This is a genomic window from Bradyrhizobium sp. 25ACV (assembly GCF_054863005.1).
Window position 1 is genome coordinate 535,727 of record NZ_JAVAYO010000003.1, and the last position, 14,609, is coordinate 550,335.

Annotated in this window: 12 protein-coding genes and 1 pseudogene; 9 read left to right on the forward strand and 4 right to left on the reverse strand. The window is 57.0% G+C overall.

Annotation, left to right across the window (positions count from 1 at the left end; genetic code table 11):
* Positions 1 to 909: 909 nt before the first annotated feature.
* On the reverse strand, positions 910 to 1,254 hold the full coding sequence (locus RAD04_RS09630; RefSeq protein ID WP_461623568.1) for a hypothetical protein: 345 nt from the start codon (positions 1,252 to 1,254) through the stop codon (positions 910 to 912).
* Positions 1,254 to 2,344: pseudogene (locus tag RAD04_RS09635) on the reverse strand (IS5 family transposase). The gene RAD04_RS09630 and the pseudogene RAD04_RS09635 overlap by 1 nt, the downstream one beginning before the upstream one ends.
* A 396-nt stretch (positions 2,345 to 2,740) precedes the next feature.
* Between RAD04_RS09635 and RAD04_RS09640 the strand changes: the two are divergent.
* From RAD04_RS09640 to RAD04_RS09660, 5 genes are all read left to right on the forward strand, one after another.
* Positions 2,741 to 3,133 carry an avidin/streptavidin family protein gene (locus RAD04_RS09640; protein ID WP_461623569.1) on the forward strand — a complete coding sequence of 131 codons (393 nt, stop codon included), beginning with the start codon at positions 2,741 to 2,743 and terminating at the stop codon, positions 3,131 to 3,133.
* A 209-nt stretch (positions 3,134 to 3,342) separates the two neighbouring features.
* Positions 3,343 to 3,546 (forward strand): DUF6894 family protein, encoded by a 204-nt coding sequence (locus RAD04_RS09645; protein ID WP_461623570.1) that lies wholly within the window; start codon positions 3,343 to 3,345, stop codon positions 3,544 to 3,546.
* Between the two features lie 299 nt (positions 3,547 to 3,845).
* Positions 3,846 to 4,220, forward strand: a complete 375-nt coding sequence (locus RAD04_RS09650; RefSeq protein WP_461623571.1) for a hypothetical protein — start codon at positions 3,846 to 3,848, stop codon at positions 4,218 to 4,220.
* Positions 4,217 to 4,744, forward strand: a complete 528-nt coding sequence (locus tag RAD04_RS09655; RefSeq protein ID WP_461623572.1) for a hypothetical protein — start codon at positions 4,217 to 4,219, stop codon at positions 4,742 to 4,744. Before RAD04_RS09650 ends, RAD04_RS09655 begins: the two co-directional genes overlap by 4 nt.
* A gap of 91 nt (positions 4,745 to 4,835) precedes the next feature.
* Complete coding sequence (locus tag RAD04_RS09660; protein ID WP_461623573.1) at positions 4,836 to 5,441, forward strand: hypothetical protein; 606 nt, start codon at positions 4,836 to 4,838, stop codon at positions 5,439 to 5,441.
* Between the two features lie 469 nt (positions 5,442 to 5,910).
* Here the strand turns inward: RAD04_RS09660 and RAD04_RS09665 are convergent, their stop codons facing one another.
* Together RAD04_RS09665 and RAD04_RS09670 are read right to left on the reverse strand one after the other, a co-directional pair.
* Entirely contained in the window at positions 5,911 to 7,155 is a 1,245-nt protein-coding gene (locus RAD04_RS09665; protein WP_461623574.1) for a phospholipase effector Tle1 domain-containing protein, read from the reverse strand.
* Positions 7,115 to 8,335 (reverse strand): hypothetical protein, encoded by a 1,221-nt coding sequence (locus tag RAD04_RS09670; RefSeq protein ID WP_461623575.1) that lies wholly within the window; start codon positions 8,333 to 8,335, stop codon positions 7,115 to 7,117. The genes RAD04_RS09665 and RAD04_RS09670 overlap by 41 nt, the downstream gene beginning before the upstream one ends.
* 1,061 nt (positions 8,336 to 9,396) lie before the next feature.
* On the opposite strand from RAD04_RS09670, the gene RAD04_RS09675 reads away from it, so the two are divergent.
* The 4 genes from RAD04_RS09675 (at position 9,397) to RAD04_RS09690 (ending at position 14,155) form a co-directional block, all read left to right on the forward strand.
* On the forward strand, positions 9,397 to 9,684 hold the full coding sequence (locus RAD04_RS09675; RefSeq protein WP_461623576.1) for a DUF3892 domain-containing protein: 288 nt from the start codon (positions 9,397 to 9,399) through the stop codon (positions 9,682 to 9,684).
* Positions 9,685 to 9,731: 47 nt separating this feature from the next.
* Positions 9,732 to 9,998 carry a hypothetical protein gene (locus tag RAD04_RS09680; RefSeq protein WP_461623577.1) on the forward strand — a complete coding sequence of 89 codons (267 nt, stop codon included), beginning with the start codon at positions 9,732 to 9,734 and terminating at the stop codon, positions 9,996 to 9,998.
* A 93-nt stretch (positions 9,999 to 10,091) separates the two neighbouring features.
* Positions 10,092 to 10,949, forward strand: a complete 858-nt coding sequence (locus tag RAD04_RS09685; RefSeq protein ID WP_461623578.1) for a hypothetical protein — start codon at positions 10,092 to 10,094, stop codon at positions 10,947 to 10,949.
* Entirely contained in the window at positions 10,949 to 14,155 is a 3,207-nt protein-coding gene (locus RAD04_RS09690) for a DEAD/DEAH box helicase (RefSeq protein ID WP_461623579.1), read from the forward strand. The genes RAD04_RS09685 and RAD04_RS09690 overlap by 1 nt, the downstream gene beginning before the upstream one ends.
* The last annotated feature ends 454 nt before the right edge of the window (positions 14,156 to 14,609 follow it).

Consider the following 14,609-nt stretch of genomic DNA (forward strand, 5'->3'; position numbering starts at 1 on the left):
GCGGTTGCCGCCGTCTAAATCTCTTCACTATTTGCTGCACGCACTTCCGATCGAGCTCTCGTTGGCAAGCAGATCGTCTCATTCGAGAACTAGGGCCGCCTACGCGGCGACCCGGATAATTTCTTCGGCATCGCCAAGGACATCACACGGAAATAGGCCGCTCAAGTCTTTCGACTTCTTGCCCAACGCGGCCATGCTTCACCAGTTCGACCAGCATAGATGCGCGCAAGTCTATTGTGCGCGATTGGCCGAGCACATCCGGCTGAAACGCATTCGTGAAAACCTGGATCTGTCGAACCCGCACCACGCGGGCAAGAGTTGACCGCGACGCGTCATCGAATGCTGCACGCGCGCTAGGAATCATCTCTGAACCAAACTTAGCATGGGCGACATCCGCAAAATTTGCCCAAGGGTTAGACGCGCTTTTGTGCGCTTTAATAGGAATAGATGTTGGACGTTTTCTTGGAAGTGCAGAAGACAGCTCTTTTGAATTCTTCCGAGATATCAAAATGCTGAGGGGAAAGGCGCAGCGCGTAAGAAGAGTTGCTGGCGCTCCCTAGGGGCATCGAACCCCTGTTTCAGCCTTGAGAGAGTAAAGTCGATCCGCTTGATGATTATCGTGAGGAGAGTCCTGCGATGGAGACCTTACGGATGTCAGGCCCGGCTCGTTTGCATAAGCAGGCGTCACCGCACCACTTTCGCACCAGAAACGACCCGGCCGAGGCGCAACGAACGCGATCAGATTCAAACAAAAGTCAGCATATTCAACGCAGCCGGTCGCTATCCCGCCGCTCATAACGGTCTGGTTCCTGGTTCGAGTCCAGGCGGGCCCACCAACAAGAAGAAGAAGAAAGAAATCAATGTTGATGATAAGTGGCTTTGAAGTCACCTAGCAGGCTGTTGAAGAACTCAGCCGCGTTCGCAAACGAAGCCTGAGTCATCGCCGTTGTGTATATAGAAGTGGCCGACGAGCCTACCCGCAGTGCCGATCATAGCCCATCCGCGACCGCAGACGGGGTCATTCTCGTCGTGCCCTTCCCACGAGAATTCCGCGCAGGCCGAACCCTCGCGCGTGGCGTAACGGACGTCGAGAAAGCCCTTCAGCGCACCGAAGGCAATTTCACCGCCGGACCTGCCCTCGAAGGTGAGATGCGCCTCTTCGACAAGATCGAGGAAGTCACTGTCCCAAGTGTCCATCTCGACGATGCGCCAGCGACCGGCAAAGGCCTTGGCGAAGCCGGGCACTTTGGCCATCAGCCGGCCTCCGCTATCAGCTTGGGCAGCCGCACCAGATTGTAGGCGACCGCAGCGAAGGTAAAGGCCCATCCGACGCGTTCACGGCCACGGAAGCTGGTCTTTTCTTGCCCGGCGACCGTCTTGATCCAGCCGAATGCCTCCTCGATGCGCTTGCGGATGCGCTGGCTGACGGCATAGCCGCCGTGCCGGGTCGTTCGCCCGTCAATCGCAGAGCTGCGGCCGCTGGTGTTCTGCGCCACATGCGGCGTCACGTTCATCGAGCGCAGCTCGTTGACGAAGTCTTCTGCATCGTAGGCTTTGTCGGCGCCCGGCGTGATCGCGGTCGGCCGGTCGGCACGAGGTTCGATCATGTGCAGCGCGGCCACTCGTTCGGCATGCCCGTCGGCCTGCGTCAGGCAGGCGTCGACCAGCAGGCCGTGGCGGTTCTCCATCAGCCCATGCCCGATGAAGCACAGCTTCGTCTCCTTGCCTTTGCCCTTGCGGTAGAGCCTAGCGTCGGGATCGGTGGTCGAAGCATGGGTGTCATTCGAGCTTTCTGGCCATGGAAGTCCGCTTCGGCATTGCGCCCGCCGCCTTGCGCCGGCGGCTCGCCAGAGCCGTCCTTCGGCTCCACGCTCTTCATCGAGGCCCAGGCCCCGATCAGCGTGCCATCGACCGAGAAGTGATCGCTCGACAGAAGCTTCTTCACCTTGGGCTGCGCCAGCAACGCCGCGAGGAATTTGGCAGCGATGTCGCCTTCCAGCAGCCGGTCGCGGTTCTTCGAGAACACCGAATGGTTCCAGGCCGCGTTGTCGACGCCGATCCCGACGAACCAGCGGAACAGCAGGTCGTATTCCAGCCGCTCCATCAGAAGCCGCTCCGAGCGGATCGAATAAAACGCCTGCAACAGCATCGCCCGCAGCAGCTTCTCCGGCGGAATCGACGGCCGCCCAATCGGCGAATAGAGCGCCGCAAACTCGCTCTCCAGCGCCGACAGCGCCTCGTTCACGATCGTCCGGATCGCCCGCAGCGGATGATCGCGGCGCACCCGCGCCTCCAGGTCAACGTAGCTGAACAGCTCACCTGTTCGATTGTCCCCGCCGCGCACGCGCAATCTCCGAATCTCGTCGGAGCCAATGAATCACGGTCACCGGTCGGCGGCGAGCACCTTTTTCAACAGCCTGCTAGCGTCATTTCGCTGCTACCCAGCACCCGCCTCGCCGCACGACGTTCAGAGACAGTCGATGAGTCCTTAGATCCGGGCGCGCCTGATCGATCGGTGCCGCGTCGAACATCGACTTAGGAATTGCAGCGTCCTGGAAGGAACCAGGCGCTGCGGGGCTCGGCGTCCTCAGACCCGCCGCGATCCAGCGCGATTTCGCGCATATGCGCTGCATTTCATTGCCGAACGCGAAATAAGAGCAGCGAGATCCATCTGGAGATGTGTCAAGGTACATGGATCTAAGTTGCGAATTTTAAGCGGACTCTTTTTGGGGGCTTCAATATGAAGAGATTTCTGGAACTCTTGCTGGTCGCTCAATTCTTCTTCCTTTCCGCCGAGGCCATGGCGCAGGGGCTTCCTGCTCCCTCATACTGGAAGAATGAACGGGGTTCAGAACTGTTTGTTTGGTCCGCCAATAGCGGGGCAATACAAGGGACCTTCACAAACCACGCTCAAGGATTTGCGTGCCAGGGCATCCCTTATCCTGCATCGGGAGTCGCTAGTCCAACCGGCTTGTATTTTGTTGTTACTTTTGCCCAGTGCAATTCCTTCACCCGATGGGTTGGAAAACTCAACGGGTCTCAAATGCCAACATCATGGACGCTGTTCTACGTTGATAAGAACGGCAAGCCTAGCAAGTTGAAGGGCGCGGATATATTTACGCGCGTATGGTAGTTTTGAGCTTTCTTGCAACGTGGCGACCTTAAATCGGCGGCAGCAATTCATGCGAGATCGATCGTTCCAAAGCTCTCGCACCAAAACGCTTCGCTTTTAGCAAATCACTCGCAGATTTTCGGCGACACGAGGCCCTGCATCAGGGAACTTCTGCTTGATTGCCCAGTACTATCGTTACTCCTGGGGGCAACGAAGCGAGCGAACGAATAATGGCTCGTTTTTACTTTAACCTGGAAGGCAAGCAGAATGTCGACGACCCCGGCGGGTTGGCATTCGAAAACGAGCTGCAAGCCTTCCGTGCGGCAGAACGCTTAGCAAACGACCTAGCGAGTGCTCAACCTCTTCTGCGGGGTACAACCTGCGTGGTCGTTACACGCAGGGACCGAGGAGAGTCCTATTACGTAAGCGTGTGACCAGCGCTTCCAAATCAAACCTCTCGACCATTGCTGACGTGTGATCTGCCGGCGCAGCCGCCCCGAATTATGGGACCACCGATGTCGTCATGTTGAGCCGTCGCCCCTGGCTCGCACTCTTCACCCCACATTCCAGAAGGCATACTTTAAAAATTGCGCGGCTGGAAACCCAAGAAGGCCAGCGAGAGCCATGGCCGGCCTATGACGCACTGGCGCAGGTGAAGACTCTCGCCTTTCCAAACGAGTGATCAACTCATGGTAGATTGACCATTTCTGTTGATTGTGTGGATCAGTGTGCGATGTTCGCCGGACCGAAAACTGGGGGCAAAATGCTACGGGGCAATGAGCGATCTATCCTGTTTTTTGATCTGGCGATGGCGCCTCATCCATCCGATGCGCCGGCACTTCCTTCGGCTGAGTTCATTCCGTACCTGAAGAAGAGGCAGGCCAGTGATCTTTGCTTTCAGGTGATTGATAACGAACGGCGCGTCATCAGACTTTTGGCTCTGAGGGAGATTAAGCTCACGAATGGCGCGCCGGCGATTGCGCTATTATTTTTTGCCTCGGCGATCGGGACAAGGCGGATCCAGGCTTTACGAATTTCAAGACTGGAAAGGTCAGAATCCCAAAGCGTGCCGATGATGAAGCCGGTGGCCTTTCCGTCCATGCGGTGATCTCGCTGAAGCCCACCCAAAAAGGTGGTCATTTGTATCGTATGGTCTACGAGGATGTGTCTGGCTTTGGCCGCTCCCTGATCCAAGGATTCTTGCGAGCAGAGTTCAAGGTCATCTCTGAAGATCAGGAGCTCACGTTCGAGCGGGAGGGATCCAAGGAACCTTTGAAGACACGTCCTATGGTGGAGTTGAGCGGACACGCGTCTGATCGTTTGAAGGACTCGATCAAGGAAGGCCGTTTGCTGCACGTCGAGTTGATCAACTACCGTGAAAAGAACCTGGGCTTCGACGAATCCAAATTTATCAGATCCGTGCGGCGCGACCTGAGCCTATCGATTGGGAAGGGATTACCACAAGGTGAAGCGCTGAAGTTCATCGAAAAACTGCAGGAGTATGCGCGCAAAAACGACTATGAGGCGATGCGCGTCCGATGGAGGGAGCCGCAAGCAAGCAAAGCTCACAGTGCTAAAGTTGACACCGCCAGGTGTGGATGCTGGAGAAGCTTTGTTCGTCAAGTCTGCTGAGGTAACACTGCGCCAGGCGCTTCCGGACATCTCCGACATCATGAGCGACGAGCTGATATCGAAGATCAAAGACTTCGTTGGATAGAAAACCATGGGGCGGATCCTCGTCCCTTTACAGTATCTGAGGATAGCTCACCCCGAGAAGTGGAAGTTCGACTTCGGCTTACCGATTGTTCTCGCGGCGATCTTCGCTTTGCCTATCATCTCTTCCGAATTCGTGAAGGATGCTCTGGGCTCGCTGGACATCATCGGCAAGCTGAGCAGCTTCCTGGGCGTCCTGACAGGCTTTTTCATCGCTGCGCTCGCCGCGGTGGCGACTTTCGGCAAGCAGGAGATGGATGACCCCATGCCTGGCGAACCGCCTGTTCGGCTCGAACACACGGTCAACACGGAAACCTATTTCGAGAATCTAAGCCGTCGTCGCTTTCTGTCCTTCTTGTTTGGTTACATGGCGTTCCTGACGCTAGTGCTCTACGTCGTTGGTTACGTCTATCTCGTCACGGATAAATATTGGTTATCTGAAGCGGCTCCGAATTGGCGCCCAACCATCTTCCGGGTTTTCTGGTGCGTGTACGTGTTCGCGTTGGCGAACCTGCTATCGAACACGCTCCTCGGTCTTTTCTATCTGACAGATCGAATTCATCGGCCGAACCGGGTCGCTCGATGGGGTGCGTCCGATGATAGCCCGCCGGGCTGAAACCTTGAACCGGGATCGCCATTCACGAAATTTTACTCTCAGGCCGATCTCACAGCAGTCAACTTCCCGCAACCAACGGGCGAGGGCAAGGCAAGGGGCTGCATTTTCAGAACAGGAATCGCGAACGCCGGCACAGTGCGGCGACTGCGGCGCAGCCAGCCGCTCAGGCATTGCAAACACTCTGTGTTGCGGGGCTGACGTATATCTCGTCAAGTACATGAAGAGCGTACCCTTTAAGGGGCCACTCGGGATTTTCTCGACAGGTTTCGTTAGGCTTTGCGACTAGCCATATGATGACGCCGCGCGCGCAGGAACTCCGGAAAATCGCCTGAATAGCCGAAACCACGTTCAATCTTCCGCTCCTGCGCGAGTAGACCTGTTGTCGGCAACGACCGATGTCATCGCGCAGCGACTTAATCATTCGGAAGAAAAGAGAGCGAGCCTCTGATTGGAGACGGTATAAGTCCAATCAGGTCGAAACAGCACCACTTGGCGGGGCGCTGAGCTTATCCGCGGGGCCGGATTCGATCGCGTCTTCGCCTCCCCTGGCTGGGACTCCGAAGTATTTCTTCGCTTTGAGATGGTTTTGCAACGCGACAGGTCGGTAGGGCCCGAAGCTGGTGAAATTGCGTACCGATTTCATTGCCAGCCGCTCGTAGACGGTGGAGTGAAGTTGCGCCGTATCGGGCACCTGCCGAACCTTTGCCCACTTGAACGCCGTGCCGCCCATACCCACCATACATTCGTCGTGCATCATGCCGTCGGCCGACGGATATAGTCTTAGCAGGTCCTTGTCGACGATGACGCGCCCTGCCTCCGGAATCTTCTCGGTGATGAATTCCATCATCCAGGCGAGCGTAATGTCCGATAGGCGCGACTCGTTCTCGGGATAGCTTCCGCCGGTATCGGCATGATTGCCGGCGAACCAGATCTGATCGAATTGCTCCGGCTCGCCGTCTCTATCCGGCCACTTTACGGTACCGCTGCCTCCCCAGGGTACCCGCTTGAAGTCCTTTCGGCCTTCATCGATTGATTGCAGATGCCGCGCGTATTGGATGTCCGATGGGAAATGCCGATCATAAGCCCAGTCGGGAAAGAAACGTTGCCAGCCGATCGCGGCGACGGCGTCCCAAATCCCGATGAAATAGGCGGAAGCCCCTGCCGACCGCCCAACCTGTGAACGGTAGGCATCGCGAAACTGGGCTGCTCTCTTTTCCACCTCCGCGCTGGCCCTGGGCATTCCAAGCCAGTAGATGGAGGACACCGCGTCCTTGGCAACTCTCCTCAACGAGGTCGGATCGAGACTGATCGGCTGGCCATTCCGCTCCTTCGTCGGAATACCGCACAACTCGAGCACGTGTGCGAGACACCTGGCGGTGTAGGCGCCGCGGCTGAACCCGAACAGGTAGATACGGTCTTCCGGCTCCCAGACGCCGACGATTGCGACGTAACAATCGATTATCTTCCTCGTAATGCCAAATCCGAACATCTGCTGAACCGTCTCTTTCATCCCGTCCCAGCTGTTGTTGTGTCCGGGCATCGGCGTCCCAATCCCGGGAATGTAGAGCGCCAACTGCTTGTTCGGGTCGATGTTCGATTCAGGTCCGGTGCGCGTTGCCCGATAAAGTTTGTAGACATTCGTGCCGCTTTCGTCCGGCAGGAGACCTCCTTCGTTACCCGTGCCGTCGGCGAACACCAGGATGTTCTTGGCCATTTCGGTCTTCCTTTATCACATGACGAGAGGTTCGAGCGATGCATCCGGGACGACGATGCCGGTCGCATCGGTGAAGATGGCAGCGACGTCCCTGGCCTTCTGGCGGTATGCATCGTAGGTGCTTTGGCCAACGAGCGGAATCGCCTCTGCCAGACTCGTCACCTGCCCCTGCTTGGCGGCCACCGCGGCAGCCTTGAGTTTCTGCGAGACCGGAAATAGCCGTATTGAGGTCGGAAATATTGGTCGGCGTCACCAGCTTGCCGCCGATGTAGACGAGTTGGCTAAGTCCAACGATACCCAGGATCGTGTCCCGAACAACGAACGTCGAAAGCTGATTCACGCCTGCCGCAATCAAGCCTCCGATCACGACCAAGCCAAAAATGAAGCTTTGGTAGCGGTATACATCGAAGACCCCATCCGTGGAGAAGAAGTCCCGCCAGGTCGCATTTGATGGGTCGACGATCGTCTTGGCCATCGGAAGCCAATTGCGTCGCAGTAGCCATGCCCGGTTTTCAGCCGACAGCGTGTTACGTTGGCTATCAGTGCCCTTGGCTATAGTGGCGCCGATGCCGCTGATGCCCAGGAGCGTCAAGATCGATCCGGAGAGATCGACCAACATTCCTGTCTGAAGCAGCAGCAGCGAGATGAGAGCAGCAACCGCCAGGGAGAAGGCCAGCGTCTGGAACGTCGACAGGCTTCCTCGTCCGTCGAGCCCCGCCGAGACCTGTGCGGGGTTCAACGCGCGCAAGAAGGATCCCAATGTGTGATCCTTCTTGCGGAGCGCGAAGGCTATCCAGAGGTAGAGAAACAGCACCTCGGTAAGAACGGCGCCGATGCTGAACCAATACGGACCGAGGCGAACGCTTACCGACGAGACGCGCCAAGGCGACTCGCCGACCGGGCTGTCGCAGGTGTAAAGATAAAGACCGACCCTACTCCAAAACCAAGCCAGATCGTCTCCCATGTTCAATGCGACGATGGTCTGGTCGGGCTCGAGCAGATGCTTCTTGACCAGCGCGTCCGATTCCGTCGCGCGGTGCGTGACGACGTCCTGTCGCTTGAAAAGATAGGTTTCGTCGCCATAGTCAATACCCGCGAAATAACGCACGCCATCGACGAACGGTGCGCGCACGCCGACGTCAACGCGCTGGTTTGTGGGCAAGAAGTTTGTGGCCAGCACGATTGGTGCGCCTACCGGATTGCGACCAGATCGAAGTTCTATGGCGAACTCTCCGGGTTTCACGCATTGCTTCTGAGGATCGCTCGGCGTGGTCTGAACGTTCGCAGGGGCGCCGGCGCCCGTCGACTGCGCTGGCTTTTGAATCGAAGGATCGGATCGCGGCTCGCCAGATGTCGATTGCGGCACCGCAGGGTTCTGCCCGTCACCTTGCGCTGGTTAAGCCTGCTGCGCTCTCGCTGGAGAAGAGAGAAACACAATTGTTAGCGCCACGGCGCAAACGGCAAGAATGCGGGATTGGGTCATTTGATTTTCACCGGTGAGCAAGCCGACCACCATCATTTACCCGTGGTTGTTCTGGCCCTGCAAGCCAACTTCTATGATTCGCTCCGTTTCTCCCCGAGTAAAGCAATCGATCGAACTAGCAATCTGTTCGTCAAACTTTCGAGCTCGGTTCGCAATCGTGGTCTCGGAGAGGGAGGTATGAATATGAATTCGACGGCTGGAAACACCTCAGCATGGCGATCGCAGAGCATGGCGGATGTCGCGACATTGGCACCAGCCGTGGCAAACTTCGGCATGATCGGCATGTCACGAGCTTCGGATCAATGTTGCGTATCCCGATTCGATAACGATTGGCGGCGGCAACAGGGACGAATTTGCCGAAAATATGCACCATGTACGTGTTAGCGATTCAAATCCGAACAGGCAGGCCGAAGACATTCGCGACGAATGCAGCGTGCCGCCTAGGGCGGGAGCGACTTTGAATGATCTTTCAACTATCTGTTCGCGCCCGAGCTGATCGCGGGCCGTCGGACAAATCAGCATTGCGAGATTGTCGACCCCGATCTCCGTAGGAAAAGACTTTAAATGACGAAGACCAAAGACCTTCACGCGGTCTCGATACTGCTGTCACCTGAATGATAATTCGCCCGGAAGTGCTCGACGCATTGGCAGCCCCCACGCAAAGGTAAGCAATCGTACTTGCTCTGGACCGTAGCGATTCTTGTTCGCGGGACGAGCAGGATCCTCGCTCCCCCAAAACTTGAATGGAAAGTAAGACCATGGCCAGTTACCGCATTGATTGTGTTCACAAGCCGAACCGTATGAGTCGGCATGAGCACATCACGGATGTCGGTGGACCCACGCCCGAGGGAGGAAGATGGCGGGAGAAGGTGGAAGACGTTGTTCGTTTTATCGAGAACAAGCAGCACAGGTTCTATACGCAAGGCGGTAATTCGACCGCTTGGGTTGCCGTGCGAAAAAGCCCGTCGGGGCGCAAATTCATTCAGACCCATGCAGATGGGGTCTGGAATGACAATCTGCTTGCCCTCGACGAGTGCTCGACCTAGCTCAACCGCGGCGCGCCCACGAGCGGTTTCTCGTCGATGAGCGCGGGGTGAAACAATTCTCCAGCACCGAATCCACGAAGATGATCCCGCACAGACGGCCGAGGGCCGGCGCGCTCATCGTGACCAACAACGATGCTGGAGACAGAGCCTGCCAAGCACACACCGTGCCGCCCGATCGCGCCGCAGATTTTGTGAGGGATGTCGCCCATTCGTCGAGACTTCTGAAGCGATTGCACTTGATCTTGATCCAGTACGATCCGGGCAAAATCAAACTTTCTGTGGGGTACGAAAAGGTACCAATTATCGCATTTTGATCAGCTCGGCTACCGTGCTACTGGTGCTTGCATAAGCCAACTGGAACGTCGGTGCGTCCGACCACCCACTGAGGACGGCCACGCCGACGACTGATGTCAGCCACGACGAAACCCACTGCGGCAGCCTCTGCCGGCAAAACTATGCTGAACTGCGAAACAGTGCCGATCGACGGCGACTGCACAGGCGTGCGCTGGCGGGCCACTAACTCTTCGACGCTGGCTCGCTTGATCGTCATGATGGCAATGGGCCAAGCGGCATACGCGGCTCACATTCTGGCAACTCTGTCGCCAGCCGGCCCAAAAATAAACACCGCCCAACTTCGTGCTGAAGCCAAAATAAAGCTCACAGTCGAGGAACCCGCCAAGACGCCACGCGGTGGTTATCCGAGGGTGCAGCGCGACGGACTGATCTTTGAAGCCATCTCCTGGCTCGTCGCGCGCCAGACGCATCCCGCTGGATTGCTGAAAGCACCACATGTCAGCGCAACGACGCAGGGCCTGGATGGGCTGATGATCGAGTTGAATGCGAGCAAAACGGGCATCGTCCGCACCACGATCTTTGAGGACAAGTGCACCGATGACCCCCGTAGCACATTCCTGGGCAAAGTGCTGCCGGAATTCAAAAAGCGTCACAACAACGAGCGAAGCGCCGAAATCATTTCAACTGCCGTTGCCCTCATTCAGACCGCCGGACTGGATGAAGTGACGGCGACAGAGTTTGCAGCAGCGGTAACGGATCAGTCGTTGCGACATTATCGGGCCTCGTTCGCAGTTGATACTGATAGCGAAGCCGAGCGTAGAAAGCTTTTCGCTGACTACAACAGGATAGCAAATATCAAGGCCGAGCAACGCATCGGCGCGACGCTGGTCGTCCCGCCGAAGATGCGAAACTGGTTCGACGCGCTCGCAAATGAAGCATTGACCTACTTGGCCAGCCTGGATGGTGCCTGATGTTTGATGCCACAACAGCTGCGCTGCTCAGGTCTGCACCGGCAATGCCGGGACTCAATCCTGAATTCATTCCCGCGCTTTTGACCGCTCAGTACGCAAATCTCGCAGCGGCAAGGATACGAGGTGAGGACGCAACAATTACGCGTCTTGTCGCCGCTTGGAGTCTTGAACGCTTAGCCGACACGTATGAGCTTCTAACCTCGTTGACACGAGACACTGCTGTTCGCCGTCCAGCAGCTTTCGTTGCCGCCACGGCGCAACAAATACTGGCCCGCCGCCAATTGGTCGATATTGCTTCGCCGTTACCCAATATTGATCGAGACCGCGTCGATCCAGCGCTCGCAGCGGCACTTTTGTTTTTGTCAGCTGAACAATACGCAGACGCCAACGAAGCAGCGAACGCAATCCGGATCGAGATTCCGGATCAGCTGTACGAAGCGCGGATCTTGTCGGAGCACATCGCCGACCTGGCGCGTGGACGCTTAGGCGCAATTCTTACACGCTCAATCGATTGGCGCCGCCAACCGGAGTACGACGACCTCGAAACTCGCGCTCTTGCGTCATTGCTGGAGACGCTGGCCACAGGCATCGAGCTACTGGCTGCTCAAATTCTTGATCATATTCCTGCTCCATCGTCTGACCGATACGAGAGCGCGACCGCTGCGTTCAATGTGGTCCTCCAGGCCTCCGCGGTCAAGGCAAACGAGTTTTTGGAGGGTATTGAGAGCAACAGCATCCTAACATACGCGGGTCCACACCACCTGGCGTCACTCCTGCTGTCAACGGCAGACGGTCTAGTGACGGCTTCGTTGCTTGCCGTACCGCCGCCCTCGGGCGCCGACCAATCGATATGGGCTAAATGGCTCCGCTGCCGCGCGGAAGCTGCCCCCTACGTGTGGCCGAACCATCGCGAGGCGATCGCGAAGCAATTTCATGAAACCGGGACGTCCGCGGTTGTTGTGCTGCCGACGGGTGCGGGAAAGACCACCGTTTCGTCTCTGAAGATTGCTGGCGTTCTGGCGAGGGACAAGAAGGTCGTTTTCCTTGCTCCTACCCACGCACTCGTCGACCAGCTCACCGACGATCTTCAGCAAATGTTTCCCGTCGGCGTTATGGGATCGGTCGTCTCGAACGACTTCGATCTCTTACTGCTGGACAGCGCGCAGCTTCGCGACATTGAAGTCATGACGCCCGAGCGATGCCTGGCGATGCTCTCATTTGCGCCGGAGTCGTTCCACGACGTCGGATTGCTGGTGTTTGATGAGTGTCATCTTCTTAGTCCAGAGATGGGTCGCATACGGCGGGCTCTCGACGCGATGCTTTGCGTACTTGGCTTCAACCACGTCGCCCCTGACGCCGACCTTCTGTTTCTTTCTGCGATGGTAAGAAATGCCGACGATATGTCGGACTGGGTCGCCACCTTGACCGCCCGCCCCTGCGTAGCAGTCGATTTGCCCTGGAAGCCAAGCCGTCAGGCAAGAGGTGTCGTCATTTATGACAATGCGGAACTCAATCAAGCGAGGTCCGCCGCCGCCGCGGCGCAAAAAAAAGGAAATGCAAGGGCCAAGTCGAATGCGAAGACCCTTCGCACTTCAGCGCAAAAACTTCTTGCTGCAAGGCCATTTGCAATTTGGGGGCTCCAGCACAACTGGCTTGTCGGGAACAAGGCGTCCTCGCGCACTACGCCTCTGCTGAATTCACCTGTGCCGTTGGCCGGCGCGCCTTTCGGTCAGAGTGTACGCCTGACGCCCAACGTGAACACAGTGGCGGCGCACTTGACTGTCGCCGCTGCAAAATCCGGCCTGAAATGCATCGTGTTCGTCAACAAGAAAGCGGATGCGCTCAACGTCGCTAGTCAGATTTCTGCGGCCCTTCCGAGGTCGATTAAGCCTACAGAGCTGGAGCAAGCCCGATGGGACGCTCTCAAAGCCGAGTTGGGTGATTTGATGCACGCCGTGATATCAGGTCCGGCAACTGCCGTGCCTCACAACTCTTCTATGCTTCGGCTTGAAAGGGACCTTTGTGAGGGCATGTTCCGGCGTTCCGACGGTGCGCAGGCTATTGTGGCTACTCCTACTCTGGCACAGGGCCTCAACTTGCCAGCCCATCTTGCAATTCTTGCAGGTGACAAGCGGGCTGACGCAAGCGGACGCGAGGACCTGAAAGCACATGAACTTCTGAACGCAGCCGCGCGGGCCGGACGCGCGGGCCATCTCGCAAACGGCTTGGTTCTCCTTATTCCAGACCCCATTATCTACTTCGACAAGCCAAACACGCTTTCCAGCGCCACCGTGAAGAAACTGCGCTCTATTCTTCCCGAGGACGATCATTGTGTGCTCGTGTCAGACCCACTTGAAGTCGTTCTCGACAGGCTAATGGAGGGTGATCACACAGATCAGGACGTTCAATATACCGTGAATCGGTTCGCGGTCCTTCGGGAGGTTGAAGGCGGGACCGAAGAACCTACCCACTTGTTCGATCTCACGAAGTCATTCGGTTCTTACCTTGCGCATAAGCGCAGTGCGGAACAGGTGTTCACTCAGAAGGTTGCTGCGTTCAAGACAGCGATCAATGCAGCGATGCCAGGCGCACTCGACAGTGCCACCGCCGTCCTTGCGACGCAGAGCGGATTATCCGCCCAGCTGTTGATGGATTTGCGCAACCGGCTTCGCGATCAGCTCGATGCCGCTCCGACTTCCATTATCGGCTGGCTTGAATGGACTTTATCTTGGGTTGATCAGGATCAGAACGCCCGTGAGGCTCTATTTGGCGACGTGACGTCCGATATATGTGCGATGCTGGGAAAGCCCGCCAAAGAGGGCCTGAAGAGCGGAGATTTCGTCAAGCTCTTACCGGCGCTCAAGGCTTGGGTCACAGGCAGGACCATCCGCGAGATAGAAATCGCGCTAGGAGGGAACCCGGACGCTGACTCGGAAAAGCAGCGGATTTGTCCCAGGGCACGTGAGTTGTTGGGGGCGCTCATTCCTCGCGGCCTGTCCTTCACGCTCGGCTTAGTTTCCAAAGTGATGAAGGATTTGGAAACCGCAGATACTCATCCGCATGTCGACATGCACCTTATTGAGACGTTGGCCGCTTCAGTCCGGAAGGGATACGACACTCCCGAGAAACTTGCATATGCAGCCCTACACAAATCAGTCTTGAGTCGGGTACAAATGCATGCCGCGTTTGCGCAGGGTTTACTTTGAGCCATGAATTCTCACATTTTTATCTTGGGTCTCTCTAATCTGGCGTCCCGATGAACTGAAGACCGTCGGCGACTGGTCGCTCAATTTCCCAACGCTGACAATCGAGTTTTCGCGCACCTCCAGCAACAAACAACTGACGCTCGTCATCGACGAAACAAATGGCGTCCCAGTGCCACGCGGTCGATCCGAAGTGCGTTTGCCACTCTTAACGAAGCAAAAACACCGTTTGAAAAACCGTTTTGGTCCGGTCTTCTCAAACGGCCTCTCTCGCTAAGGTCTTGATTTATATGGTGGGTGCACCAGGGCTCGAACCTGGGACTCAGCAGGCCCAAGGACGGGTCGTTTGGAGCCTGCGACGGCGCGATCCGGCGCGCTGGACGCGCCAGCCTACCTAGACGGCATAATGCTCCGAGGTGAGACCGTGTCGGAAAACTTGTGGAAGCGGATGTAGCTC

Coding starts and splice junctions, on each gene's coding strand:
- RAD04_RS09645 (WP_461623570.1), top strand. CDS start 3,343: ATGGCTCGTTTTTACTTTAACCTGGAAGGCAAGCAGAATGTCGACGAC.
- RAD04_RS09685 (WP_461623578.1), top strand. CDS start 10,092: ATGTCAGCCACGACGAAACCCACTGCGGCAGCCTCTGCCGGCAAAACT.
- RAD04_RS09630 (WP_461623568.1), bottom strand. CDS start 1,254: ATGGCCAAAGTGCCCGGCTTCGCCAAGGCCTTTGCCGGTCGCTGGCGC.
- RAD04_RS09640 (WP_461623569.1), top strand. CDS start 2,741: ATGAAGAGATTTCTGGAACTCTTGCTGGTCGCTCAATTCTTCTTCCTT.
- RAD04_RS09690 (WP_461623579.1), top strand. CDS start 10,949: ATGTTTGATGCCACAACAGCTGCGCTGCTCAGGTCTGCACCGGCAATG.
- RAD04_RS09650 (WP_461623571.1), top strand. CDS start 3,846: ATGTTCGCCGGACCGAAAACTGGGGGCAAAATGCTACGGGGCAATGAG.
- RAD04_RS09660 (WP_461623573.1), top strand. CDS start 4,836: ATGGGGCGGATCCTCGTCCCTTTACAGTATCTGAGGATAGCTCACCCC.
- RAD04_RS09675 (WP_461623576.1), top strand. CDS start 9,397: ATGGCCAGTTACCGCATTGATTGTGTTCACAAGCCGAACCGTATGAGT.
- RAD04_RS09665 (WP_461623574.1), bottom strand. CDS start 7,155: ATGGCCAAGAACATCCTGGTGTTCGCCGACGGCACGGGTAACGAAGGA.